Source organism: Brucella sp. JSBI001, assembly GCF_026014005.1.
Taxonomy (GTDB): Bacteria; Pseudomonadota; Alphaproteobacteria; order Rhizobiales; family Rhizobiaceae; genus Brucella; species Brucella anthropi.
The window spans coordinates 1,218,187-1,242,704 of the sequence record NZ_CP110339.1; the positions used below are offsets into that span (position 1 = coordinate 1,218,187).

Below are 24,518 nucleotides of genomic sequence, written 5' to 3' on the forward strand. Positions count from 1 at the left end.
TATAGCGGCGTATAAATTTACACAAACGTCATTATGCTTTCATTGCAGTGTCATGGAAGCAATTCAAAGTAAGCATGAATGGAGACCAATTCATGCTTCAACTGAACAACATAACGCGCCGCTATAATGACAAGGTGGCGGTTTCGGGCGTGGACCTCGAAATCGAGCCGGGCACGTTTGTGGGAATTATCGGGCGCTCAGGCGCTGGCAAGTCGACGCTTCTGCGTATGATCAATCGCCTTGTCGAGCCGTCCGAGGGAACAATTCACTGGGATGGTCGTGATGTTACGGGCCTTAAAGGCTCGGGATTGCGTGACTGGCGCGCGCAATGTGCGATGATTTTCCAGCACTTCAATCTGGTCGATCGTCTTGATGTTCTGACCAATGTTCTGATGGGGCGTCTCAACTATGTTTCGACGCCCAAGTCGCTCCTGCGTATCTGGAGCGACGAAGAACGCCTGATCGCGCTTTCCGCTCTGCAGCAGTTCGATATTGCGCATCTTGCGGCGCACCGCGCCGATGAACTTTCGGGTGGCCAGCAGCAGCGCGTGGCGATTGCCCGCGCGCTCGTGCAGCAGCCACGCATTATTCTTGCCGACGAGCCTATTGCATCGCTCGATCCGCGCAACACCCGCAGCGTCATGGACGCCCTGCGCCGCATCAATCGCGAATACGGCATCACGGTTCTCTGCAATTTGCACTCGCTCGATATTGCGCGCAGCTATTGCGACCGCCTCGTCGGCATGTCTGCCGGCAAGATCGTATTCCGTGGCACACCGTCGATGCTGACAGATATGGCATCACGCGACCTTTACGGCATGGAAGCCGCTGACGTCATCGACGCCGATGAACAGGCTGAAACAATGCCAATGCCAGTTCCGCAGTCGGCTGAAGCCGTTCTGCGCCAGCTTTCCGCCTGAGCGCATAAAGCTCCGGAAAAAAACACGCTCCAAACTCAGGATTAACAGGAGATACCTATGCTTAACCGTAGAAACTTTCTGGCGGCGGCTGCGCTTACCGCAACGCTGACCATGCCAATGATGGCCTCCACCGCTCAGGCTGCTGACTGGAGCAAGGATTATCCGGAAATCGTTCTGGGCGTTATCCCGGCTGAAAACGCCTCGACCACTTCCGACCGTTATGCGCCTCTGGCCGCCTATCTCGGCAAGGAACTTGGCACCAAGGTCACGCTGCGCGTCGCCAACGACTATGCCGCTGTCATTGAAGGCCAGCGCGCCGGCAACATCCAGATCGCATTCTATGGCCCGGCTTCTTATGCCCGTGCCGTCATGACCGGCGTTGAAACCACACCGCTCGTCAACCAGCGCCATGACACCGGCGTCAACGGCTACTACTCGGTCGTTTATGTTCGCGCCGACAGCCCGTACCAGAAAATGGATGACCTGAAGGGCAAGACCATTGCTCTCGTTGATCCGAACTCCACGTCGGGCAACAACGCGCCGCGCTTCTTCCTCAACCGCGAAGGCTATAGCGTCGATACGTTCTTCGGTAAGAACTTCTTTGCTGGCAGCCATGAAAATGCAGTTCTTGCTCTTGCGCAGGGCACCGCTGATGCCGCTGCCAACTCCTGGAACTCGGAAAACGATTCCAACCTGACCCGCATGGTCAGCCGCGGCGTGCTGAAAGACGCCAACGGCAAGGCAATGACGAAGGATGATTTCCGCGTCATCTTCAAGTCGGACTTCCTTCCAGAAGGTCCGTTCGCTGTTCTCAACACTCTGCCAGACCAGCTGAAGGCCGACATCAAGCAGGCTTTCCTCGATATGCCGAAGAAGGACAAGGCAGGTTTTGATGCCCTTTCCGACGGCAAGGATCAGGAATTCGTAGCGACCGAAGCCAAGGATTTCGAACCAATCATCGAGATGCTCAAGTTCAACGACAAGGCTCGCAAGTCCTAATCCGTAGAACAATTGAAGTGCCCGAAGCCGCAAAAGCTTCGGGCATTTTTTTAGAGCATGATCCCGAAAAGTGGGAACCGGTTTTCGGACAAGATCATGCTTGATTAAAGGAATCTCGCATGACGGTATCCTCACTCGACGGCAACGGTGCAAAAACTCTGCTTGCCGATTATCGAAGAGAAGTCGGCAAACGGCGTCTCTATGGTATCGCGCTGCTCCTCGCGCTTGTCGTTGTCGCCATTGCTGCCTCCGTCGTTGCCGATGTTCGGCCGGGCACACTGGTCGAAAATCTCTTTCGCTTTACAAGCTACCTCGGTCGCATTCTGCCGGATCTGACCATCGCCAATTTCTGGGGCGACCTCGCTGCCTGGTACTGGAACCTCGGCGGCTGGCTCAAGATGCTGTTTGAGACGCTGTTGATCGCCTATCTGGCGACGTTGATCGGTGCTGTGGTCGCTTTTGCGGCTTCCTTCGCAGCATCATCCAACATGGCTCCGAATTCGACGGTTCGCTTCATCGTTCGTCGCGGGCTGGAGCTGTTGCGTACGGTTCCTGAAATCGTCTTCGCGCTGCTGTTCGTTATCGCCTTCGGTCTTGGGCCGATGGCCGGTGTGCTGGCACTGATGCTTCATACGACAGGGGCACTGGGCAAGCTGTTCTCCGAAGTCGTCGAGAATATCGACATGCGCCCGGTAGAAGGTATTCGCGCATCGGGCGGCTCCGGCCTGCAGGTCATCCGCTTTGCCGTGCTGCCACAAGTGGCCGCAAATTTTGCTTCCTATGGCCTGCTGCGTTTTGAAGTCAACGTGCGCGGTGCTTCCGTCATGGTTTTGTGGGGGCAGGCGGTATCGGGCAGGAACTGCTCACCTCGATCCGCCAGTTCTACTACAGCGATGTCAGCGCCATTCTGCTGCTGATCATCGTGACGATCGTCGTGATCGATCTTGTCACCCAGCGCGTGCGTCACGCACTGCTTGGCCGTATTGGTTGAGGAGAGAATTATGACCGACATTGCACAAAGTCTCTCCCGCGAAGCACATGCGCACGAAAAGGAATTGAGGACCGAATATGCCGATCTGTTCGGCAATGGGCGCACATGGCGTAATCTGGCGATTCTAACCGTAGCGCTTATCGCTTCAGTCTGGTTCGCTTTCTATTGGCTCGATTTTTCACTGCTGCGCATTCTAAACGGCCTCGGTCGCCTCGGTGATTTCGCCTTGATGATGATGCCGCCATCGTCCGGCGGTCGTTTCAGTCTTTATCTGTGGTCTATGATGGAAACGCTGGCGATTGCCTATCTCGGCACATTGTTGGCAGCGATCCTCGCTTTTCCATTCGGTTTTCTGGCGGCGAAGAACATCATTCCGAATGTCTTCCTGCATTTTGGCATTCGCCGCTTCCTCGATACCATTCGCGGCGTCGATACGCTGATATGGGCACTGATCTGGGTGTCGGTTGTGGGGCTTGGACCTTTCGCCGGTATTCTCGCCATCGCCTGCTCGGATTTCGGCGCTTTCGGCAAGCTGTTCTCGGAAGCCATTGAAGGTGCTGACAAGAAGCCGGTCGAAGGCGTGGTCTCATCAGGTGGCGGCAAGCTGCACGGCTATCGCTTCGGCGTGCTGCCACAGGTTCTGCCTCTGATCGGCAGTCAGGTGCTTTATTTCTTCGAGTCAAACACCCGCTCGGCGACGATCATTGGTATTGTCGGGGCAGGCGGTATCGGCGCGCATCTGGCGGAACAGATCAAGGTTCTGAACCTTCAGGACGTTTCCTTCCTGATCATCATGATCCTGATCGCTGTTGCCGTGATCGACTGGTTCTCGTCCAAGCTGCGTCACGCCATGATTGGCAAGAAGGCACAGAAATCGGCTTAAAAGCATTTCCAGCAAAAGTGTGAAACGGTTTTGCGTTCGGAAATGCGTGATAAAAGTTAGAGCGGTTCTGATGAACCGTTCTAACCAGTAATGAGTGATTTCACGCCATCTGCAACGAACTGAACCGCAAGCGCGGCTAGAATGACGCCGAGAAGGCGTGTCAAGATGGAACGGCCGGTTTCGCCGAGAAACCGGTCGACCCGCTCTGCCAGCAACAGCACGAGATAGGTAATCAGCAGGCAGACGAAAATTACGCCAAGAAGGGCCAAACGCGGCCCGACGCCGTGGAAAGAGTCCGAGGTCAGAACGATAGCCGAAATTGCGCCCGGACCGGCAATCAGTGGAATGGCAAGTGGGAAGGCGGCAATATTGCGGATATGGTCCTTGGTGATGGCCACCTCGGCGCTCTTTTCCTTGCGCTCTGTCCGCTTCTCGAAAATCATCTCAAATGCGATCCAGAACAGTAACAGGCCACCGGCAACGCGAAACGCACCGATGGTAATGCCGAACATGCCGAGTATCTGCGCGCCCGCAATGGCAAAGAGCGCCATCACGATAAAACCGATGATGGAGGCGCGAAGCGCCACCTGTCCGCGGTGGTGCCGCTCCATGCCCGGCGTCAGTGCCAGAAACAATGGCGCAAGACCGGGCGGATCGATTGTAACAAGCAGGGTGACGAACGCGCTGAAAACCGTATCGTAGAACCCCATACTGCACGCGCCCTTCTTGTTGGCATGTGATGCTCAATCGGATACATGGATTGTAGACGATCAGCGGCACATGGTCGACGCAAAGCGCCAGTACGGGCAACATCGTTGCTCAATCTTTATGTGAATATCTTTTAAGTCATTGAATTGACAGACGGAAATAGCCCGCCGAAACGGTCGTGAAATTGGCGTTTTTTGCTGGTTTCCGTTATAAAGTGACTTTATCGATTCTGTTGAGAAAGAAATCTGAATAGTGTCAGATCAAACGCCTCCACCCGGTTCCGATGATATGAATGGTGGCCCAAACGGCGGCCCTAGCGGTATCGAACCGATTTCCATTATCGAGGAGATGCAGCGCTCCTATCTCGATTACGCGATGAGCGTTATCGTGAGCCGTGCGCTGCCCGATGTGCGCGACGGCCTGAAGCCCGTACATCGCCGCATTCTCCACGCCATGAACGAGATGAACCTCGCCTATAACCGCCCGTACCGTAAGTCGGCGGGTGTGGTCGGTGAGGTCATGGGTAAGTATCACCCGCATGGCGACGCTTCTATTTATGACGCTCTCGTGCGTATGGCGCAGGATTTCTCCATGCGCGATCCGCTTGTCGACGGGCAGGGCAATTTCGGCTCCATCGACGGCGATCCGCCGGCAGCGATGCGTTACACCGAATGCCGTCTGGAAAAGCTTACCGAATCCATCCTGTCGGACATCGACAAGGACACGGTCGACTTCCAGGACAATTATGACGGCCGCGAGCAGGAACCTGTGGTTATGCCTGCACGCTTCCCGAACCTGCTCGTCAACGGTTCGGGCGGTATCGCTGTCGGCATGGCGACCAACATTCCGCCACACAATCTCGGTGAAGTCATTGACGGCTGCGTAGCGCTCATTGAGAATCCGGCTATTCAGCTGGAAGAAATGATTGAGATCATCCCTGGTCCGGATTTCCCGACCGGTGGCATCATCCTCGGACGCGCAGGCATCAATTCCGCCTACACGACTGGGCGCGGTTCGGTGATCATGCGCGGACGCGCCACCATTGAGCCGATGCGCGGTGACCGCGAAGCCATTATCATCACCGAGATCCCGTATCAGGTGAACAAGGCTTCGATGATCGAGAAAATGGCCGAACTGGTGCGCGACAAGCGCATCGAAGGTATTTCCGATCTGCGTGACGAATCCGACCGCGAAGGCTATCGCGTTGTGGTCGAACTCAAGCGCGACGCCGTTGCCGATGTCGTTCTGAACCAGCTCTATCGTTACACGCCGCTGCAGACCTCGTTCGGTTGCAACATGGTGGCGCTGAACGGCGGCAAGCCGGAACAGCTCAATCTGCTCGACATGCTGCGCGCTTTTGTTGCCTTCCGCGAGGAAGTCGTGACGCGCCGCACAAAGTTCTTGCTCAACAAGGCGCGCGACCGCGCGCATGTGTTGGTCGGCCTTGCAATTGCGGTCGCCAATATCGATGAGGTGATTGCACTCATCCGTCGTGCGCCCGATCCAACGACGGCCCGCGAGCAGTTGATGGAACGTCGTTGGCCTGCAGCCGATGTGGCTCCGCTGATCCGTCTCATCGACGATCCGCGCCATCGTATCAATGAAGACGACACCTATAACCTCTCCGAAGAACAGGCTCGTGCCATTCTCGATCTGCGTCTGCAGCGCCTGACCGCGCTCGGTCGCGACGAAGTGGCGGACGAACTGAACAAGATCGGTGAGGAAATCCGCGATTATCTCGACATTCTCTCGTCGCGCCTACGCGTGATGACGATCGTCAAGGATGAGATGATTGCGGTTCGTGACGAGTTCGCCACGCCACGCCGCACCGAAATCGGTTTCGGTGGCGCCGAAATGGATGACGAAGACCTGATCGCCCGTGAGGATATGGTCGTCACCGTCAGTCATGCAGGCTATATCAAGCGCGTTCCGCTGACGACCTATCGTGCGCAGCGCCGTGGCGGCAAGGGCCGCTCCGGCATGGCCACGAAGGACGAGGATTTCGTCACCCGCCTGTTCGTCGCCAATACGCATACGCCGGTTCTGTTCTTCTCCTCGCGTGGCATTGTCTACAAGGAGAAGGTCTGGCGTCTGCCCGTCGGCACGCCGCAGTCCCGTGGCAAGGCGCTCATCAACATGCTGCCGTTGCAGCAGGGCGAGCGCATCACCACAATCATGCCGTTGCCGGAGGATGAAGAATCCTGGGCAAATCTCGACGTCATGTTCTCGACCACGCGCGGTACGGTTCGCCGTAACAAGTTGTCCGACTTCGTTCAGGTCAACCGCAACGGCAAGATCGCGATGAAGTTGGAAGACGAGGGCGATGAAATCCTCTCCGTCGATACCTGTACGGAATTCGACGATGTGCTTCTGACCTGTGCCGGTGGCCAGTGCATTCGATTCCCGGTTACCGATGTGCGCGTCTTCGCAGGCCGCAACTCGATCGGTGTGCGCGGCATCAATCTGGCCGATGGCGACAAGGTCATCTCCATGGCGATCCTGCATCACGTCGATGCCGATGCATCAACCCGTTCTGCCTATCTCAAGCGTTCGATTGCCGAGCGCCGGGCGCAGGGTGCGGACGACGCAGACGACATCGTGGTCGTCGGCGAGGAAGTCGGAACCGATGCGGAACTGACCGAAGAGCTCTATCAGGAGCTGAAGGCCCGCGAAGAAACCGTGCTGACTGTCAGCGAATACGGTTACGGCAAACGTTCCTCGTCCTACGAGTTCCGCGTTTCAGGCCGTGGCGGCAAGGGCATCCGCGCTACCGACACGTCGAAGACCGACGAAATCGGCAAGCTTGTTGCCCTGTTCCCGGTCGAGGCGAGCGATCAGATTCTGCTTGTTTCCGATGGCGGACAGCTCATTCGCGTACCGGTTGACGGTATCCGTATTGCCGGACGTTCCACCAAGGGCGTCACGATCTTCAACACGGCGGATGGCGAAAAGGTTGTCTCGGTCGAACGCATATCCGAAGCGGATAGCGACGAAGAAAACGGCAGTGAGGGCGAGGCAGCTTCTGAAGGCGAAGCACCAATCGCGGACACCGAAGAATAATAGAGAAGCCCGGGTTAGAGCATTTTCGAGCCAAAAGTGTGAAACGGTTTTGCGTCGGATAATGCGACAAACCAACGGACCCGGGCTTTTTATATAGATCAATGAAAAAGGCCGATGGCGGGAACCATCGGCCTTTTTCAGATGCCAAGACTGGAGGAATTGGCGATCACAGAAACTCTTTCACAGCAAGCTCCAACGCTATTGCGTGAACTCGGCTGCTAATACTTAGCGCGAACGCATGTTGCGCAAGCTATTGATGTCAAATGTCACCTGACGCACGCGCTGACGTTTGGACTCATTCTCTTCGAGAAGGAGTATGATTGCCGATGCAGCCATCGCGACCATCATGGATAATGCCAGAAGAAAGATCATCATCGTGTTATCCTTTCGACATACATACGCTTCAGAAGCGAAAAGGTTGCACCAAACTTGCACCTATCTTGGTAAATCGGTTGTGAACTTGTCGTGAAATCGCTGTTCATATCGCGTTCATCTGGTTTCTTGGTTTCTGTTTTCTTATCGCAGTGGTTCTTGTTGAAAATCCCGTCAGAAAAGGCTAGCTGGAAGAAATGACGATCGCGATTTATGCGGGCTCCTTCGACCCGGTGACAAACGGCCATATGGATGTCCTTAAAGGTGCCCTGCGCCTTGCCGACGAGGTTATTGTCGCGATCGGCGTTCATCCCGGCAAAAAACCTCTCTTCACCTTCGAGGAGCGTGTGGCGCTCATCGGTGAAAGCTCCAAGGCCATATTGGGCAAGGATGCAGGCCGGGTTTCGGTCATTTCCTTCGACGGATTGGTCATCGATGCAGCGCGCAAACATGCCGCACAATTGATGGTGCGTGGTTTGCGCGATGGCACCGATCTCGACTATGAAATGCAGATGGCGGGCATGAACGGAACTATGGCGCCGGAATTGCAGACCGTGTTCCTGCCGGCAGACCCGGCAGTACGCACAATTACCGCCACATTGGTCCGCCAGATTGCCTCCATGGGCGGCGATATAAAGCCCTTCGTTCCTGCGGCTGTTGCTGCCGCCTTGAACACCAAATTCAAATCCTGACTGCAGGGAGTTTTTCGATCATGTCTTTCATCCGTTCGGCGCTTGCCGCTGTTGCCTTTTTCGCGCTGTCGCAAGGAGCGGTCCAGATGGCTTCCGCCGCCAATGCTGAAAACACCGTCGTTCTCAAGCTGAAGGACGGCGACGTTGCCATTCAGCTTCGTCCCGACCTCGCGCCGAAGCATGTCGCCCAGATTGAAAAGCTGGTCGGGGAAGGCGCTTATAATGGCGTTGCATTTCACCGCGTCATTCCAGGCTTCATGGCACAGACCGGCGATGTAAAGTTCGGTAACGTGGACAAGGGTTTCGATGCTTCGCGCGTCGGCACCGGCGGTTCCGACTATCCCGATATCCCAGCAGAGTTCTCAAAAGAACCCTTCGTGCGCGGCACGGTCGGCATGGCCCGCAGCCAGAACCCGAACTCAGCCAATTCGCAATTCTTCATCATGTTTGCGGACGGCGCATTCCTCAACGGCCAGTACACCGTGGTCGGCAAGGTTGTCAGCGGCATGGAGATCGTCGACAAGATAAAGAAGGGTAGCGAAGCCGATAATGGCGCCGTGGAAAACCCCGATAAGATCATCAAGGCCACGCTTCAGGCCGATAAAAAGTAAAATACGATAAGAAGTAAATACAAGGAGAGGCCCAATGGCTTACAAAGACCCTGAAAACACGCTCGTTCTGGAAACCACCAAGGGCAACGTCGTTCTTGAACTCTATCCAGACCTCGCGCCGGATCATGTTGCGCGCGTCAAGGAACTGGCTCGCGAAGGCGCTTATGACGGCGTTGTGTTCCACCGCGTAATCGACGGATTCATGGCACAGACCGGCGACGTGAAGTTCGGCAAGACCGGCGGCGCGCATTTCAATGGCTCGCGTGCGGGCATGGGCGGTTCGGACAAGCCAGATCTGAAGGCTGAATTCTCCAACACGCCGCACAAGCGTGGCACTGCTTCGATGGCCCGTTCGGCCAACCCGAATTCGGCCAATTCGCAGTTCTTCATCTGCTTTGCCGACGCTCCGTGGCTCGACCGCCAGTACAGCGTCTGGGGCCAGGTCATTGAAGGCATGGACAATGTCGACAAGATCAAGCGCGGTGAGCCTGTTGCCGATCCGGACACGATCGTGACGGCCCGCATCGCTGCCGACATCTGATCCTACCAATTTCATTGAGAAATTACGGCTCCGGTTCATACCGGGGCCGTAGTCATGAGGTTCATAATGCGTGTTGATCTTTTCGATTTCGATTTGCCGGAAGAGAGCATTGCTCTGCGTCCAGCGGAGCCGCGTGATCACGCCAGATTGTTGCGTGTCCGTCCCGGCCAGCCATTCGAAGATCGACAGGTGTTCGAGCTGCCCGATCTGTTGCAACCCGGCGATGCGCTTGTTTTCAATGATACCAAGGTGATACCCGCGCAGCTTGAAGGCATGCGCGAGCGCGATGGCAATATTTCGCAGGTCAGCGCCACGTTGCATATGCGCACCGGTCCAGATCGCTGGAAAGCGTTTCTGCGTCCGGGCAAGCGCGTAAAGGAGGGCGACCGCATCCGTTTCGGCCATTCCGGTTCAAGCTGCTTCCTTGGTACACTTGATGCCACCGTGGCGGAAAAGGGCGATGCGGGCGAAGCGCTTCTCGTGTTCGACCTTTCCGGCGCCATGCTGGATGAGGCCATCGCATCGGTCGGGCATATTCCACTGCCACCCTATATCGCGTCGAAGCGCGCCGAAGACGAGCGCGACCGCAAGGACTATCAGACGGTCTATGCCCGCGAGGAGGGCGCTGTTGCCGCTCCCACTGCCGGATTGCATTTCACGCCGGACCTTCTGGAAAAGATCAAGGCCAAAGGCGTTGAAGAACATTTCGTAACGTTGCATGTGGGGGCGGGAACGTTCTTGCCGGTCAAGGCCGACGATACGACCCACCACAAGATGCATTCTGAAATCGGTTATGTGTCGCAGCGGACCGCCGATGCGCTCAATGCTGTGCACGAGCGGGGCGGCAAGATCATCTGCGTCGGTACGACGTCGCTGCGCCTGATCGAAAGTGCTGCGGGCGAAGATGGCATCATCCGTGCGTGGGCCGGTGCGACCGATATCTTCATCACGCCGGGCTACAAGTTCCGTGCAGTCGATCTGCTGATGACCAACTTCCATCTGCCGCGCTCGACGCTGTTCATGCTGGTATCGGCCTTCAGTGGCTTTGAGACGATGCACGCCGCCTATGAACACGCCATCAGCAATGGCTATCGCTTTTATTCCTATGGTGACGGCAGCTTGCTTGAGCGAGCCGACAAAGCTAAAGACACCGCATGACTCTGGAAAATCTAAAGACAAGCGAAAATTTCGAATTCAAAGTGCTGGCAACCGACGGCGCTGCTCGTCAGGGCGAGATTTCCATGCCGCGCGGCGTGGTGCGCACACCTGCCTTCATGCCGGTCGGTACGGCTGGCACGGTCAAGGCCATGTATATGGACCAGGTGAAAGAACTTGGCGCCGATATCATCCTTGGCAATACCTATCACCTGATGCTGCGGCCGGGTGCCGAGCGCGTGGCGCGGCTGGGTGGCCTGCATGAGTTCGGCGGCTGGAAAGGCCCGATCCTGACCGATTCCGGTGGTTTTCAGGTCATGTCGCTCGCGCAATTGCGCAAGCTCGACGAGAACGGCGTGACATTCCGCTCGCATATCGACGGCAAGCCTTATGAAATGACGCCGGAGCGATCCATCGAGATTCAGGGGCTGCTGGATAGCGATATCCAGATGCAGCTCGATGAATGCGTGGCGCTGCCTTCACCGGAAAAGAACACCGAGCGCGCAATGGAATTGTCGCTGCGCTGGGCCGAGCGCTGCAAGGTCGCTTTCGGCATTCAGCCGGGCAAGGCGATGTTCGGCATCGTGCAGGGCGGCGATGTAGCGCGTCTGCGTGAGAAATCGGCGGAAGCGCTGAAGGCCATGGATCTCAAGGGCTATTCGGTCGGTGGACTTGCGGTCGGCGAGCCGCAGCAGGTCATGCTCGACATGCTGGAAGTGGTCTGCCCGATCCTGCCATCGGAAAAGCCCCGCTACCTGATGGGCGTCGGCACGCCGGACGATATTCTGAAGTCGGTGGCGCGCGGGATCGACATGTTCGATTGCGTGATGCCGACGCGCGCAGGCCGTCACGGCCTCGCATTTACGCGCTTTGGCAAAGTGAACTTGCGCAATGCGCGCCATGCAGACGATCATCGCCCGCTCGATCCGGAATCGGATTGTCCGGCATCGCGCGACTATAGCCGCGCCTATCTGCATCATCTGGTAAAATCCGGTGAAGCGCTCGGCGCCATGCTCCTGACCTGGAATAACCTGGCCTATTATCAGTATCTGATGAAGGGCATCCGCGCATCGATTGCCGACGGGCGCTTCGGCGATTTTTCCGCCGAAACCTCGGAAGGATGGGCGAGGGGTGATATTCCCGCGCTCTGATTCGAAACTTGCTAAAATTAAGGGCGCCCGGCGCCCTTTTTCTTTATAGCTGTCAGTTTTCTGTCAGCATGTTTTCCAAACGGACGAGAACGGCGCGCTGTTCCTCATCGTTCAGAATTTCACATTCCATCAGTTTGGAGCATTCGAGACCCGCGACGGCCAGGTAGACAATCAGCGCGGTATCGGAATCGGTCGTGTCCTTGATCATGCGGTCGAGAAATGCCCTGTGATATTGGCGAACCGGCACCATGAAACCCGGATCTTCAGCAAGCGCGGCAAGGACACCACAAGCTGGCGGCTCATCATCGGCCTGAACCCGGTAAACATCGAGAAAAGCCCGTGCCACGCGGTTTTTGTCGCCCTTCTGAAGTGTTTCCTGAACCTCCATGGCGTGTTCGTGCTCTTTCATATATTCTTCGACCACCGCTTCGAGCAGTTTGGCCTTTGTCGGAAAAGAATAAAGTAATCCGCCTTTTGAAAGGCCCGCACGGGCTGCTACAGCATCGAGAGACAGGTGAGCGGGTCCGATCTCACGGGCAAGCTCAGTAGCAGCGCGCAAAATACGCTCGCGCGACGAGACCTTCTTTTTTGTTAGCAATTTACTGGTGTCTCCTGACAGTTCGTATGTTGACAATACCGTCCAGACGGTACAGTTATTCGCCACTTTCATTCAAGTAAAATACGCGCGACCTTTGCGTGACTGCGAAAGAAGGCGCCGCGGCCAATCCCCCAACCCTGATCGATCAGGGAGCCATCTGGAGTGCATCCGCAATGATCAAGCGCCTTATTCTGGCAATAATATTCCTCGTGATCGTCGTTGGAGGCCTCGTTGGCTTTAACCTGTTCCGATCACAGGCCATCAAAGACTTCTTCGCCAACATGCAGCAGCCCGCCCAGACGGTTTCGACCGTGACAGTGGAGCCGGGCGTATGGAAGCCTGGTGTGGAAGCCATCGGCACGGCCAATGCGCTCAATGGCGTCGATCTGACCGTACAGCTTGACGGCCTCGTGCAGAAGATCAACTTCAAGGCTAATCAGGAAGTCAAGGAAGGCGACCTGCTGCTTCAGCTGGAAGACAGCATTCAGAAGGCGGACCTCGCAGCCGCCGAAGCTGAAGCCGTTCTTGCCCAGCAGAACCTGAAACGCGCCGATACGCTGCGCACGCGCGGTGTCGGTGCTGTATCGAATGTCGATACGACCGCATCGGTCGCCAATGCCGCCGGTGCGGTGGTGGAAAAGATGCGTGCAACGCTGGCGCAGAAGTCGGTCAAGGCTCCGTTCTCAGGCGTTATCGGCATTTCCAAGGTCGATCTCGGCCAGTATCTGACGCCCGGCACGGTCATTGCCACGCTACAGAACACCGACGTGATGCGCATCGACTTCACTGTCCCGGAACAGTCGCTTGCCTCCATCAAGCTTGGACAAACCGTCAAGGTCGGTTCGACTGCAGAAGCACTCAACTTCACCGGTACAATTATCGGTATCGATCCGAAGATCGACCCGACGACCCGTCTCGTTTCGGTGCGCGCGGAAGTACAGAATCCGGATCATGAACTGACACCGGGTCAGTTTGTGCAGGTTCGCGTCGAATTGCCGGAAGAAGACAATGTCATTGCTCTGCCGCAGACCACGATCATCTCCAGCCTGTACGGCGACTATGTCTATGCGGTCCGTCCGGAACAGAAGCAGGAAGGCGCGAAGGCTGCCGAAGGCGACAACACCGCCAAGGCTCCTGCTGCCGATGCCAAGCCGGAAGATGGCGAGAAGCAGGTCGCACAGCAGGTCTTCATCAAGCTTGGACGCCGCTATTCCGGCATTGTCGAAGTGACGAGCGGCCTCAAGGCTGGAGACATCATCATCACGGCAGGCCAGAACCGGCTCTCGCCCGGCGTACCGGTGAACATCGACAACACCGTCAATCCGATTCCGGCCGGCCAACCGGCTGACAAGCAATAGGCGATCCCGATGAGCTTTTCTGATATTTTCATCCGGCGACCCGTGCTTGCCACGGTAGTTGCCCTCATGATCATTCTGTTGGGCCTTCAGGGTATCGCGCAGCTGACGGTGCGCGAATATCCGAAGGTCGATGAAACCGTTATCACGGTCACAACAAACTATGCCGGCGCGAGCGCCGATCTCATTCAGGGTTTCATCACCGCGCCGATCGCCGAAGCAGTCGCTACGACTGAAAACATCGACTATGTGACGTCTTCGAGCCGTCCGTCGTCGAGCACGGTGACCGTGCAGATGAAGCTCGGCGCAAACCCCGACGCGGCGCTGACGGAAGTAATCGCCAAGGTCAATCAGGTTCGCGGCGACCTGCCGGACGAATCCGATGATCCCGTCATCGTCAAGGGAACGGGTCAAAACTTCGCTACCATGTATCTGGCAGCGCAGAACCCGAATATGACGAGCGAACAGATCACGGAATATCTAGAACGCGTTATCCAGCCGCGCATGTCCACCATTCAGGGTGTTGCAAAGGCTGAAATTCTGGGCGGTCAGGTTTATTCGATGCGTGTCTGGCTCGACCCGATCCAGCTTGCGGCACGTCAGATCACGGCACCGGAAGTTCTGGCGGCAATCAACGCTTCCAACTTCCTGTCGGCGCCCGGCACGACCAAGAACGAATATGTGTCGTCATCGATCACATTGAAGTCGACCTTGCAGACACCGGAAGCCTTTGGCGCCATGCCGATCAAGGCTTCGGGTGACGACGTCGTTCGTCTGCGCGATGTTGCGCGGGTCGAACTGGCTGCGAAAAGCACGGACACCATCGTTTCGTTCAACGGCTCGGCTGGTACCTTCCTCGGCGTCTTCCCGACACCGGCGGCAAACCCCATCGACATGGCCGCTGCCGTCCGCAAGGAACTGCCGTCGATCCAGGCGTCGCTGCCGGAAGGCATGTCGCTTGTTCTCGTCTATGACGCGACCGAGCAGATCAGCTCTTCGATCAAGGAAGTCTTCACGACCATCGGCGAAGCTGTGGCTATCGTCATTCTGGTCATCATCGTCTTCCTCGGGTCGTTCCGCTCGGTGCTGATTCCGATTGTCACGATCCCAATCTCGTTGATCGGCGTGTGCTTCTTCCTTTATGCGCTCGGCTTCTCGATCAACCTGTTGTCACTGCTCGCGATGGTTCTCGCCATCGGCCTTGTGGTCGACGATGCCATCGTGGTTCTGGAGAACATACACCGGCATATCGAAGAGGGCCTCCGGCCCATGGACGCTGCCTTCAAGGGCATGAAGGAAATCACTGGCTCGATCATCGCCATGACGATCACGCTGGCGGCGGTGTTCGCACCACTCGGCTTCACGGGCGGCCTGACGGGTGCCCTGTTCCGCGAATTCGCCTTCACGCTGGCTGGCGCCGTTATCATTTCGGGCGTTGCCGCCTTGACGGTTTCGCCAATGATGTGTGCGCGTATGCTCAAGCATGGCGACCAGACCCGGTTCCAGAAGTTCATCGACCGGACCTTCTCGCGTTTCGAAAAGTGGTATCACCGTCGTGTCTCCAACTCGCTCAACTATCGCGGCATTACGCTCGCAATTGTCGTAGCGCTGATGGGATTGACGGGCTTCCTTTTCATGAACACGTCGAGCGAACTGGCACCGGAAGAAGATTCCGGCGCGCTGTTCTCGATGTTCCAGGCTCCGCAATATGCAACCTCGGCCTATACCAATCTCTATGCCGAACAGATCGACGAACTGACCAAGGATCTTCCGGAACTGAAGACCCGTTTCCAGATCGTCGGCATGGACGGTGGCACGACATCCGGTATCGCGCTGTGGGTTTTGAAGGACTGGAACGAGCGTACCCGTTCGCAGAAGCAGATTCAGGAAGACCTGACCGCACGTATTTCCAAGGTCGCAGGTGTTGAAGCTTTCATCTTCGCGCCTCCGTCCCTGCCGGGAACGGGTGGCGGCCTGCCGATCTCGATTGCTATCCAATCGACTGGCCCAGCCGATCAGGTTTTCGCACTGGCCGAGGAAATCAAGAACGAAGCACAGGCTTCCGGCCAGTATATCATCGTGCAGAACTCGCTTTCCTTCAACGCACCGCAGGTCACGATCACCATCGATCGCGACCGCGCAGCAACGCTGGGTGTGCAGATCAGCGATATCGGTTCGACACTGGGTCTCCTGACCGGTGGCGCATCGGTGGCGAAGTTCGACCGCGATTCGAACAGCTATGACATCATCACGCAGGTGCCCGATGCATACCGTTCGAACCCGGAAAAGCTCGGCGACTTCTATGTGCGCAGTGTTTCCGGCTCGATGATTCCGCTGTCGTCGGTCATCACGATCAGCCAGAACGCATCGCCTGCAGCAATCGAGCAGTTCAACCAGCTGAATTCGGCCACGATTTCAGCTCTGCCGCTGCCTGGCGTCACAACCGGGCAGGGCCTGCAAACTCTGGTTGATCTGGCCAAATCCAAGATGCCGGAAGGCTTCTTCCTGGATTATTCCGGTCAGTCGCGTCTGGAAGTGGAGCAGGGCAACACGATCCTGATCGCCTTCGGCCTCGCCGTCATCGTGATCTATCTCGTGCTGGCGGCACAGTTCGAAAGCTTCCGTGATCCGTTCATCATCATGATGTCGGTTCCGCTGTCGATTTTCGGTGCCATCGTGCCGCTGAACATCGGTCTCGGCACTCTCAACATCTACACGCAGGTCGGTCTCATCACCCTTGTCGGGCTGATTACCAAGCACGGTATTCTGATGGTGGAATTCGCCAACCAGCAACGCCGTCTGCATGGTCTTTCACGCCGGGATGCGATCATCGTCGCGGCTGAAACCCGCCTGCGTCCGATCCTGATGACCACTGCCGCCATGGCGCTTGGCGTTGTACCGCTCATCATCGCGACCGGTGCCGGTGCAGCCGCACGTTACTCGATGGGTCTGGTGATCTTCACTGGTATCGTGATCGGCACGATCTTCACGCTGTTCGTGGTGCCGATGTTCTACACCTTCATCGCCAAGAAGGATGTTGAAGGCGAATATGTTGCGTCCTCGGATGAAGGCGGCGAACCGGCTCCAGCGCAACATCACTGAAACTTGCGTTGAACCAATGACAAAGGGCGGCCTAGAAATAGGTCGCCCTTTTGATTTTTGCTAACGTTGCAAACGCTGCGTTCCAACCCATATGAGCCAGTATGATACCCTTATCCGTTCTCGATCTTTCGCCCGTTCCCGAAGGTAGCCATGCAGCACAATCGCTGCATAATACGCTGGAGCTTGCGCAACATGCCGAACGGCTCGGCTTTCACCGTTACTGGCTTGCCGAACACCACAATATGCCGGGCATCGCCAGTGCCGCCACATCTGTGGTCATCGGTTACGTCGCCAACGGCACCTCAACCATTCGCGTCGGTGCTGGCGGCGTCATGCTGCCCAACCACGCACCTCTGGTGATTGCAGAACAGTTCGGCACGCTGGCTTCCCTGTTTCCGGGGCGTATCGATCTCGGTCTTGGGCGCGCTCCGGGCACTGACCAGATCACCGCTCATGCGCTTCGTCGCAATCTCGACAGTGACGCCAATGCGTTTCCGCAGGATGTGGTCGAGTTGCTCAACTATTTCAAACCTGCCGAACCGGGCCAGCGCGTGCGCGCAGTGCCGGGCGAGGGGTTGAATGTGCCTGTCTGGATTCTCGGTTCCAGCCTGTTCGGCGCGCAGCTTGCCGCAATGCTGGGGCTGCCTTACGCATTTGCCTCGCACTTCGCGCCTGCCGAAATGGAGCGCGCCATCGCTCTATATCGTGAGCGGTTCGAGCCATCGGAATATATGCAGAAGCCTTATGTGATGCTGGGCCTCAACGTGATCGCAGCCGACACGGACGAAGAGGCGAACCATCTTTTCACGTCGCAACTGCAGGCTTTCGTCAACCTGCGCAGCGGTCGCCCCGGCAAGCTTCCTGCACCGGTCGAAGGCTATGCGGAGCGGCTTGATCCGGCAGCGCAGGCGCTTGTTCGCCAGATGCTGTCATGCCGTGTGGTCGGTGGACCGGACACGGTAGCGAAAGGCATCAACGCCTTTGCAGAAAGCACCGGCGCCGATGAACTGATGTTGACCGGCATGATACATGATCACAAGAAGCGTCTGCATTCATACGAGATCGCCAGCCGTTCAATCGGCCAATCAATCGCCTGAGCGGCTGTTTTCGCTTTTGACTTCCGCCAACAGCCAATCCCGGAAAGCCGACACCGCCGGAGTGCTCGAACGAGCCTTCGGCGTCACAAAATAATAGCTGCTCGGGCTTTTGACCGTATGCGGACAGGCAACCACAAGCTGGCCACTATCGATTTCGGCGCGAATGAGGAACAGCGGCATCAGCGCAACGCCAAGGCCTGCAATGCAAGCCTGCGAGACGTTCGAAAACTGTTCAAAGCGCATTCCCGGTGAAACCGGAGCCGCGATATCGAGGCTCTTGAACCAGTGGTCCCATGCACCGGGGCGTGAAGCCATATTGAACAGGGGAAGCGGCAACAGATCGGCAGGCGCATGAACCGGATTCTGCTGTAGAAATGCAGGGCTGCACACAGGCGCAACCGTTTCATCCATCAGGAAGACACTATCGGCGTTGGGCCAGTCCGGCTGGCCAATATGGATCGCTGCATCCAGTCCTTCGCGATCAAAATCGAACTGCCCGATACGCGTCGCAAAATTGAGGATGATATCCGGATACTTTGCCACGAAACGCGGTATGCGCGGGATCAGCCAACGTGTGCCGAATGTCGGCAGAAAAGCGAGATTGAGCGTGGTGCCACGCATATGCGACATGACTTGCAGCGAAGCGGCACGGATGGATGCCAGCGCTGGCCCCACCGCCTTCAGATAGACGCGCCCGGCATCGGATAGAACCACATTGCGGCTGGTGCGGTCGAAAAGCGCTGTTCCAAGCTGCTCTTCGAGTGTTGCAATCTGTCGACTCACCGCGCCTTGCGTGAGCGACAGTTCCTCGGCTGCAGCCGAAAAGCTTTCATGCCGCGCAACCGCATCGAAGGCGGCAAGCGCACTGGTGGAGGGGAGCAAGCGGCGTGATATCGAAGTCATGATCCATTACTAAATGGAATAGATCGATGAGTAAACGTCGATTGCACCAGACCTCGGCACAGTTCATATTTCCTGTAAATTTTCATTGAGGAGAATACACTGATGTCACGTGCGGCTTTTAGCTGGGAAGACCCGTTTCTGCTGGATGACCAGCTGACCGAAGACGAGCGCATGATCCGCGACTCGGCTAAGGCTTTTGCGACGGACGTTCTGCTGCCCCGCGTTGAAAAGGCCTATCTGGATGAGACGACCGATCCGGAACTGTTCCGTCTGATGGGGCAGGCTGGTCTTCTGGGCGTGACGCTTCCTGAAGAATATGGCGCAGCCAATGCCGGCTATGTTGCCTACGGCCTGGTGGCGCGCGAAGTCGAGCGTGTCGATTCCGGTTATCGTTCGATGATGAGCGTGCAGTCGTCGCTCGTGATGTATCCGATCTATGCCTATGGCTCGGACGAGCAGCGCAAGAAATATCTTCCGGGCCTCGTCTCCGGCGAGCTGATCGGCTGCTTCGGCCTGACCGAGCCCGATGCAGGCTCCGATCCGGCAGGCATGAAGACCCGCGCCGAAAAGATCGACGGTGGCTATCGCCTCAGCGGCTCCAAGATGTGGATTTCGAACTCACCGATCGCCGATGTGTTCGTCGTCTGGGCAAAGTCCGCTGCGCATGACAACGCCATTCGTGGCTTCATCCTCGAAAAGGGCATGAAGGGGCTTTCCGCACCGAAGATCGGCGGCAAGCTCTCGCTGCGAGCATCGATCACCGGCGAAATCGTCATGGATGGTGTCGAGGTTTCGGAAGACGCACTTCTGCCGAATGTCTCCGGTCTCAAGGGTCCGTTCGGCTGCCTCAATCGCGCCCGCTACGGCATTTCCTGGGGCGTCCTCGGCGCTGCAGAAGATTGCTGGTTCCGTGCTCGTCAGTATGGTCTTGATCGCAAGCAATTCGACAAGCCGCTGGCTGGTACGCAGCTTTACCAGAAGAAGCTGGCTGACATGCAGACCGAAATTGCTCTTGGCCTTCAGGCAAGCTTGCGCGTCGGTCGTCTGTTCGACGACGGCAGGATGGCCCCGGAAATGATCTCCATCGTGAAGCGCAACAATTGCGGCAAGGCGCTCGATATTGCCCGTCAGGCCCGCGATATGCACGGCGGTAATGGTATCCAGATCGAATACCACGTCATGCGCCATGCGCAGAATCTGGAAACAGTGAACACCTATGAAGGCACGCATGACGTTCATGCGCTGATCCTGGGCCGCGCCCAGACCGGCATTCAGGCTTTCTTCTGATCGCTGTATCGCCAAGCCTTCCATTCGGGCCCGTTCGCAGTTCGCGGGCGGGCCTCTTTATTTTTGTACGGGATTGCTGAAAATGCAGAACACGCCGCTTGACGGTCTCAAGGTGGTAGAACTGGCGCGCATTCTTGCCGGACCATGGGTAGGGCAGACGCTCTCCGATCTTGGCGCCGATGTCATCAAGGTGGAAAGCCCTGAAGGTGACGATACGCGCAAATGGGGCCCGCCATTCATCGATGTGGAAGGCGAACGGTCCGCCGCCTATTTCCATGCTTGCAATCGCGGCAAGCGCTCTATTACGGCGGATTTCCGCACTGATGAGGGCAGGGAACTGGTGCGCCAGCTCGTGGCTGACGCCGATGTTGTCATCGAGAACTTCAAGCTGGGTGGGCTGGATAAATACGGCCTCGACTATGAGAGCCTGAAGGCCATCAATCCACGCCTGATCTATTGCTCGATCACCGGTTTCGGCCATACCGGCCCATACGCCGAGCGTGCAGGCTATGATTTCATGATTCAGGGCATGGGCGGCATCATGGATCTGACCGGCGAACCTGACGGTGAGCCGCAGAAGATCGGCGTGGCTTTCGCCGACATTTTCACCGGGCTTTACAGCGTGATTGCGATCCAGTCCGCCCTCATCATGCGCGAGCGCACCGGCATCGGCCAGCATATCGATATGGCGCTATTTGACTGTATGTCAGCGGTTTTGGCCAATCAGGCGATGAATTTTCTGGCGTCCGGTGTTTCACCAAAGCGCATGGGCAATGCCCATCCGAATATTGCGCCCTATCAGACGCTGCCTGTTTCCGACGGCTATTTCATCATCGCCTGCGGCAATGATGGACAGTTCGGAAAACTGACCTCATTGCTTGGCATTGGTGACATCGCTGTCGACGAGCGTTTTGTCAGCAATTCGGCGCGCGTGGCCAACCGGGCGGCTCTCACGGCACTTCTGGAAGACAAGACTCGGGTGTGGAAGCGCGACGATCTTCTGGCTGAGCTTGCCAGAATTGGCGTGCCTGCCGGTCCGATCAACACGGTTGCCGATGTATTCGCAGACCCGCAATTCGAGGCGAGGGCGATGAAGATCGACCCGCAAGGCGTTCCCGGTCTGCGGACGCCTATTCGCTTCTCCGATGCCGAATTAAAGCTCGACAAGCGTTCGCCGAAGCTGGGAGAACACAGCAACATCATTCTTTCGGAAATCGGCAAAAGCTGAACGAGAATAGTGTCATCAACCAGACGCGCTCTTCATCGAAGGGCGCGTTTTTGTTTGTATTGCATCGATGAAAAGTGAAAGCCTCTAATCAAGAAACAACTTTAACCCCTTGCGGGGAAAGAATTTTAAATTGTTCTTGAGAGAAGATGGTGCGGTCGAGAAGACTCGAACTTCCACGGGTTGCCCCACAGCGACCTCAACGCTGCGCGTCTACCAATTCCGCCACGACCGCCCGTGGTAGGAGCCGAACTCCGTCGGCGAGTGGGCATTTAGCAAATCACTTTGGGGTGCACAAGCCCCATCTGCATCTTCCGGCAATCTTTTTGAAAAAGAATGCGAAAAAGCCGGCACGCAATCATCGAAGACATCGTTGAAACCCCGAATTTCCGGGCTTTTTCAAAGGCTTCCGTAAATCAAAAAAAATTCCGAAAAACGTCACCGAACGAGAGTGTAGCGGTGGAACAAAGGGCTGCCAGGGGCAACAAGAGCGAATCCGACGAATCCGATTCATTCGGATTCGCCTCAATCGCCAAAAAATTACCCGGCGATGCCCTGCAAGCGCTTGATATCCTCAAGACGCTTCAGCGTTTCCGTGTATCCGGCGTCGATTGCCTCGGATGCGCGATGGAAATCGGCAAGCCCGATCTGTCCCACAATCGGCATAAGCGTGACATCCGGTGGATCGCCCGCCATGCGGGCTCGCGAGATGCGGTCCTGAATGATGTTGAAAGCTTCCATCATCACGCCCGTAATGCCAAGGCGCGCTTCCTTCTCGCCATGAATTGCCTCAGCCAGACCTTCCTGGCGTGATTGCGCATGTTTGATGACTGCAGCGCGACCATACTGGTCGTAATGCAGGTTCACCGCAAGAACGAGGCGCTGCTCGTAAGCACGGCACACAGATACGGGGACAGGGTTGACCAATGCGCCATCGACCAGAACACGCTCCTGCCAGCGTACGGGCTCGAAAACCCCGGGCAGGGCATAGGAAGCACGCATGGCATCAATAAGCGGGCCAGATGACAGCCAGATTTCGTGACCGGTGCGTAATTCGGTGCAGATGGCAACAAAGGGGCGATCCAGTTCCTCGATGCGCAGCCCGTCCAGATGCTCGCGCAGGCGACCATCGAGTTTCATCCCGCCGAACAGCCCGCTACCGCGAAAGGTGATATCGAGAAGATTGAACATGCGCCGCCGTGTGAGGCTACGGGCGAAATCTTCCAGTTCATCGAGCTTTCCGGCCAGATAACAGCCACCGACAAGCGCGCCGATGGAAGTTCCGGCAATCATCTCGATATCGATATTGGCTTCGTCCAGCGCGCGCAGAACGCCGATATGCGCCCAGCCACGCGCAGCTCCGCCGCCCAGCGCCAAGGCTATCCGGCGCGGCTCACGCTTGATTTCAGGTTTTTCAACGATTTCTTCTGTCGGCGGTGCAAGGTCGTTATTCGCAGCCTTCCGCCTCTGCCCCCATGCAAGCATCACGATGGATACCTCTTCGTCTCGATTTGGAGCATTTCCGACAAAAGACTCAAGCGGTTTGCGTCAGGAAATGCACAGACAAATGGCTAAAACGATTCCGACAACTCCGTTTGAATGGAACCGCTTCAGATTAGCGAAACATAGTATCCAAAGAATAAATGCTGCGAATTGATGGCGCGACTCATATTCGCGCCATCACATCTTTTTGACCAAGATTAATGCTCGTGATCGCAAGCGCCTTCAATAGCCAGCGATATATCGCCGTTCTCGGCAACAACCTGCCGATAGAAGCAGGAGCGGCGGCCTGTATGGCAGGTCGGCCCGTCACCGGCGACGCGCACTTTCAGCCAAAGCGCATCCTGGTCGCAATCCGTTCGCAACTCGACAACGCTTTGCAGATTGCCCGACGTCTCGCCCTTCTTCCAGAGCTTGCCGCGCGAACGGGACCAGTAATGCGCAATTCCCGTTTCGAGGGTAAGGCGCAAGGCTTCCTCATTCATATGGGCGACCATCAGTAACTCGCCGTCACGCGCATCGGTTACAACGGCTGTGATGAGACCCGATGCATCAAAGCGCGGCATGAATGTCACACCTTCTTCGATGGCCTTCTTGTCGGAAGGCTGGACAGGAAAGAAGCTCATAGTCTGCCGCTTATCTGCGGGTCAGGGTCATGAAGCGAACCTGTTCCTCCGCATTCACCTGCATTTCGCCGGTAAAAGTGCTGGTGATGGTCGTCGAACCCTGCTTGCGGATGCCGCGCATGGCCATGCACATGTGCTCGGCCTCGATCATGACGGCGACGCCACGCGGCTTCAAAATGCGCTGGATGCTATCGGCGATTTGTGCGGTGATGCTTTCCTGTGTCTGCAGGCGGCGCGCGAAAATATCCACGACGCGGGCAATCTTGGAAAGGCCAACCACCTTGTGATCAGGCAGATAGGCGACGTGCGCCTTGCCAATGATCGGCACCATATGGTGCTCGCAATGCGAATGGAACGAAATATCCTTCACGAGGACAAGATCGTTATAGCCGCCGACTTCCTCGAACACCGTGCCGAGGACTTCTTCCGGGCTTTCCGTATAGCCTGCGAACAGTTCCTTATAGGCCTTGGCAACGCGCTTCGGCGTTTCCAGAAGACCTTCACGCTCCGGGTCGTCTCCGGCCCAAAGCAAAAGCGTGCGTACGGCTGCTTCTGCATCGGCCTGCGTCGGCTTGCCATGCAAAAGAGTTACATCTGCCTGCTTGTTCGGCAGGCCGGATTCGTCATCTTCTTTGAGGATGCGAGCGTCCATCAGTATTCTCCAGTAGTCTCCTTCAAGGAGGAGACGAGTTAAACGGACAATACAACGATGCGCTTTGCGAGCGGGCGATGTATTGATCCG

The 24,518-nt window shown here is 56.8% G+C and carries 21 protein-coding genes, 1 tRNA gene and 1 pseudogene; 15 read left to right on the forward strand and 8 right to left on the reverse strand.

Going from position 1 to position 24,518, the window contains the following annotated elements; translation table 11 throughout:
- Nucleotides 1–92 precede the first annotated feature (92 nt).
- The 4 genes and pseudogenes from phnC (at nucleotide 93) to phnE (LJ361_RS05990) (ending at nucleotide 3,793) form a co-directional block, all read left to right on the forward strand.
- A complete protein-coding gene (gene phnC / locus LJ361_RS05975; protein WP_012092077.1) occupies nucleotides 93–920 on the forward strand; it encodes a phosphonate ABC transporter ATP-binding protein in 828 nt (275 codons plus the stop codon).
- Nucleotides 921–977: 57 nt separating this feature from the next.
- Nucleotides 978–1,919 (forward strand): phosphonate ABC transporter substrate-binding protein, encoded by a 942-nt coding sequence (gene phnD / locus LJ361_RS05980; protein ID WP_094513756.1) that lies wholly within the window; start codon nucleotides 978–980, stop codon nucleotides 1,917–1,919.
- A gap of 119 nt (nucleotides 1,920–2,038) precedes the next feature.
- Nucleotides 2,039–2,910: pseudogene (phnE, locus tag LJ361_RS05985) on the forward strand (phosphonate ABC transporter, permease protein PhnE).
- A 10-nt stretch (nucleotides 2,911–2,920) separates the two neighbouring features.
- Nucleotides 2,921–3,793, forward strand: a complete 873-nt coding sequence (phnE, locus tag LJ361_RS05990; protein WP_010660121.1) for a phosphonate ABC transporter, permease protein PhnE — start codon at nucleotides 2,921–2,923, stop codon at nucleotides 3,791–3,793.
- Between the two features lie 80 nt (nucleotides 3,794–3,873).
- On the opposite strand, the gene LJ361_RS05995 is transcribed toward phnE (LJ361_RS05990), so the two are convergent.
- Nucleotides 3,874–4,503, reverse strand: coding sequence for a MarC family protein (locus LJ361_RS05995; protein ID WP_010660120.1), 630 nt, complete (start codon nucleotides 4,501–4,503; stop codon nucleotides 3,874–3,876).
- A 286-nt stretch (nucleotides 4,504–4,789) separates the two neighbouring features.
- Between LJ361_RS05995 and gyrA the strand changes: the two genes are divergently transcribed.
- Nucleotides 4,790–7,561, forward strand: coding sequence for a DNA gyrase subunit A (gene gyrA, locus LJ361_RS06000; RefSeq protein ID WP_029376107.1), 2,772 nt, complete (start codon nucleotides 4,790–4,792; stop codon nucleotides 7,559–7,561).
- A 225-nt stretch (nucleotides 7,562–7,786) separates the two neighbouring features.
- Here the strand turns inward: gyrA and LJ361_RS06005 are convergent, their stop codons facing one another.
- Nucleotides 7,787–7,936 (reverse strand): hypothetical protein, encoded by a 150-nt coding sequence (locus tag LJ361_RS06005; protein ID WP_010660118.1) that lies wholly within the window; start codon nucleotides 7,934–7,936, stop codon nucleotides 7,787–7,789.
- Nucleotides 7,937–8,130: 194 nt separating this feature from the next.
- Here LJ361_RS06005 and coaD point away from each other — a divergent pair, with 194 nt between their 5' ends.
- From coaD to tgt, 5 genes are all read left to right on the forward strand, one after another.
- Nucleotides 8,131–8,625 (forward strand): pantetheine-phosphate adenylyltransferase, encoded by a 495-nt coding sequence (coaD, locus tag LJ361_RS06010; RefSeq protein ID WP_012092071.1) that lies wholly within the window; start codon nucleotides 8,131–8,133, stop codon nucleotides 8,623–8,625.
- Nucleotides 8,626–8,645: 20 nt separating this feature from the next.
- On the forward strand, nucleotides 8,646–9,236 hold the full coding sequence (locus tag LJ361_RS06015) for a peptidylprolyl isomerase (protein ID WP_010660116.1): 591 nt from the start codon (nucleotides 8,646–8,648) through the stop codon (nucleotides 9,234–9,236).
- A gap of 34 nt (nucleotides 9,237–9,270) precedes the next feature.
- Nucleotides 9,271–9,777 carry a peptidylprolyl isomerase gene (locus LJ361_RS06020; RefSeq protein WP_012092069.1) on the forward strand — a complete coding sequence of 169 codons (507 nt, stop codon included), beginning with the start codon at nucleotides 9,271–9,273 and terminating at the stop codon, nucleotides 9,775–9,777.
- 66 nt (nucleotides 9,778–9,843) lie between these two features.
- The gene (gene queA, locus LJ361_RS06025; protein ID WP_264812989.1) at nucleotides 9,844–10,935 is read left to right on the forward strand and encodes a tRNA preQ1(34) S-adenosylmethionine ribosyltransferase-isomerase QueA; all 1,092 of its coding nucleotides are present in this window, start codon (nucleotides 9,844–9,846) and stop codon (nucleotides 10,933–10,935) included.
- Nucleotides 10,932–12,083, forward strand: coding sequence for a tRNA guanosine(34) transglycosylase Tgt (tgt, locus tag LJ361_RS06030; protein WP_010660113.1), 1,152 nt, complete (start codon nucleotides 10,932–10,934; stop codon nucleotides 12,081–12,083). Before queA ends, tgt begins: the two co-directional genes overlap by 4 nt.
- Nucleotides 12,084–12,135: 52 nt before the next feature.
- On the opposite strand, the gene LJ361_RS06035 is transcribed toward tgt, so the two are convergent.
- The gene (locus tag LJ361_RS06035) at nucleotides 12,136–12,753 is read right to left on the reverse strand and encodes a TetR/AcrR family transcriptional regulator (protein WP_373418770.1); all 618 of its coding nucleotides are present in this window, start codon (nucleotides 12,751–12,753) and stop codon (nucleotides 12,136–12,138) included.
- Nucleotides 12,754–12,854: 101 nt separating this feature from the next.
- On the opposite strand from LJ361_RS06035, the gene LJ361_RS06040 reads away from it, so the two are divergent.
- The 3 genes from LJ361_RS06040 to LJ361_RS06050 all read left to right on the forward strand — a co-directional run bounded on the left by LJ361_RS06040 (nucleotide 12,855) and on the right by LJ361_RS06050 (nucleotide 18,235).
- Nucleotides 12,855–14,039, forward strand: coding sequence for an efflux RND transporter periplasmic adaptor subunit (locus tag LJ361_RS06040; RefSeq protein WP_012092065.1), 1,185 nt, complete (start codon nucleotides 12,855–12,857; stop codon nucleotides 14,037–14,039).
- Nucleotides 14,040–14,048: 9 nt separating this feature from the next.
- Entirely contained in the window at nucleotides 14,049–17,138 is a 3,090-nt protein-coding gene (locus LJ361_RS06045) for an efflux RND transporter permease subunit (protein WP_010660110.1), read from the forward strand.
- A 101-nt stretch (nucleotides 17,139–17,239) separates the two neighbouring features.
- Nucleotides 17,240–18,235, forward strand: a complete 996-nt coding sequence (locus tag LJ361_RS06050) for an LLM class flavin-dependent oxidoreductase (RefSeq protein ID WP_105529060.1) — start codon at nucleotides 17,240–17,242, stop codon at nucleotides 18,233–18,235.
- Here LJ361_RS06050 and LJ361_RS06055 read toward each other — a convergent pair.
- Nucleotides 18,224–19,138, reverse strand: coding sequence for a LysR family transcriptional regulator (locus LJ361_RS06055; RefSeq protein WP_010660108.1), 915 nt, complete (start codon nucleotides 19,136–19,138; stop codon nucleotides 18,224–18,226). The two genes, LJ361_RS06050 and LJ361_RS06055, sit on opposite strands and share 12 nt — an antisense overlap.
- A gap of 102 nt (nucleotides 19,139–19,240) precedes the next feature.
- On the opposite strand from LJ361_RS06055, the gene LJ361_RS06060 reads away from it, so the two are divergent.
- Both LJ361_RS06060 and LJ361_RS06065 read left to right on the forward strand, forming a co-directional pair.
- Nucleotides 19,241–20,425, forward strand: a complete 1,185-nt coding sequence (locus LJ361_RS06060; protein WP_010660107.1) for an acyl-CoA dehydrogenase — start codon at nucleotides 19,241–19,243, stop codon at nucleotides 20,423–20,425.
- Nucleotides 20,426–20,507: 82 nt separating this feature from the next.
- A complete protein-coding gene (locus tag LJ361_RS06065) occupies nucleotides 20,508–21,653 on the forward strand; it encodes a CaiB/BaiF CoA transferase family protein (RefSeq protein WP_105529061.1) in 1,146 nt (381 codons plus the stop codon).
- A gap of 147 nt (nucleotides 21,654–21,800) precedes the next feature.
- On the opposite strand, the gene LJ361_RS06070 is transcribed toward LJ361_RS06065, so the two are convergent.
- From LJ361_RS06070 to folE, 4 genes are all read right to left on the reverse strand, one after another.
- Nucleotides 21,801–21,885: transfer RNA gene (locus LJ361_RS06070), tRNA-Leu, on the reverse strand.
- Nucleotides 21,886–22,190: 305 nt separating this feature from the next.
- Nucleotides 22,191–23,138, reverse strand: coding sequence for a patatin family protein (locus LJ361_RS06075; RefSeq protein ID WP_010660105.1), 948 nt, complete (start codon nucleotides 23,136–23,138; stop codon nucleotides 22,191–22,193).
- Nucleotides 23,139–23,350: 212 nt separating this feature from the next.
- A complete protein-coding gene (gene hisI / locus LJ361_RS06080) occupies nucleotides 23,351–23,776 on the reverse strand; it encodes a phosphoribosyl-AMP cyclohydrolase (protein WP_105529062.1) in 426 nt (141 codons plus the stop codon).
- Between the two features lie 10 nt (nucleotides 23,777–23,786).
- Complete coding sequence (folE, locus tag LJ361_RS06085; protein WP_264812993.1) at nucleotides 23,787–24,428, reverse strand: GTP cyclohydrolase I FolE; 642 nt, start codon at nucleotides 24,426–24,428, stop codon at nucleotides 23,787–23,789.
- Nucleotides 24,429–24,518: the final 90 nt, after the last annotated feature.

Coding starts and splice junctions, on each gene's coding strand:
- phnC (WP_012092077.1), top strand. CDS start 93: ATGCTTCAACTGAACAACATAACGCGCCGCTATAATGACAAGGTGGCG.
- phnD (WP_094513756.1), top strand. CDS start 978: ATGCTTAACCGTAGAAACTTTCTGGCGGCGGCTGCGCTTACCGCAACG.
- phnE (WP_010660121.1), top strand. CDS start 2,921: ATGACCGACATTGCACAAAGTCTCTCCCGCGAAGCACATGCGCACGAA.
- LJ361_RS05995 (WP_010660120.1), bottom strand. CDS start 4,503: ATGGGGTTCTACGATACGGTTTTCAGCGCGTTCGTCACCCTGCTTGTT.
- gyrA (WP_029376107.1), top strand. CDS start 4,790: ATGAATGGTGGCCCAAACGGCGGCCCTAGCGGTATCGAACCGATTTCC.
- LJ361_RS06005 (WP_010660118.1), bottom strand. CDS start 7,936: ATGATGATCTTTCTTCTGGCATTATCCATGATGGTCGCGATGGCTGCA.
- coaD (WP_012092071.1), top strand. CDS start 8,131: ATGACGATCGCGATTTATGCGGGCTCCTTCGACCCGGTGACAAACGGC.
- LJ361_RS06015 (WP_010660116.1), top strand. CDS start 8,646: ATGTCTTTCATCCGTTCGGCGCTTGCCGCTGTTGCCTTTTTCGCGCTG.
- LJ361_RS06020 (WP_012092069.1), top strand. CDS start 9,271: ATGGCTTACAAAGACCCTGAAAACACGCTCGTTCTGGAAACCACCAAG.
- queA (WP_264812989.1), top strand. CDS start 9,844: ATGCGTGTTGATCTTTTCGATTTCGATTTGCCGGAAGAGAGCATTGCT.
- tgt (WP_010660113.1), top strand. CDS start 10,932: ATGACTCTGGAAAATCTAAAGACAAGCGAAAATTTCGAATTCAAAGTG.
- LJ361_RS06035 (WP_373418770.1), bottom strand. CDS start 12,753: ATGAAAGTGGCGAATAACTGTACCGTCTGGACGGTATTGTCAACATAC.
- LJ361_RS06040 (WP_012092065.1), top strand. CDS start 12,855: ATGATCAAGCGCCTTATTCTGGCAATAATATTCCTCGTGATCGTCGTT.
- LJ361_RS06045 (WP_010660110.1), top strand. CDS start 14,049: ATGAGCTTTTCTGATATTTTCATCCGGCGACCCGTGCTTGCCACGGTA.
- LJ361_RS06050 (WP_105529060.1), top strand. CDS start 17,240: ATGATACCCTTATCCGTTCTCGATCTTTCGCCCGTTCCCGAAGGTAGC.
- LJ361_RS06055 (WP_010660108.1), bottom strand. CDS start 19,138: ATGACTTCGATATCACGCCGCTTGCTCCCCTCCACCAGTGCGCTTGCC.
- LJ361_RS06060 (WP_010660107.1), top strand. CDS start 19,241: ATGTCACGTGCGGCTTTTAGCTGGGAAGACCCGTTTCTGCTGGATGAC.
- LJ361_RS06065 (WP_105529061.1), top strand. CDS start 20,508: ATGCAGAACACGCCGCTTGACGGTCTCAAGGTGGTAGAACTGGCGCGC.
- hisI (WP_105529062.1), bottom strand. CDS start 23,776: ATGAGCTTCTTTCCTGTCCAGCCTTCCGACAAGAAGGCCATCGAAGAA.
- folE (WP_264812993.1), bottom strand. CDS start 24,428: ATGGACGCTCGCATCCTCAAAGAAGATGACGAATCCGGCCTGCCGAAC.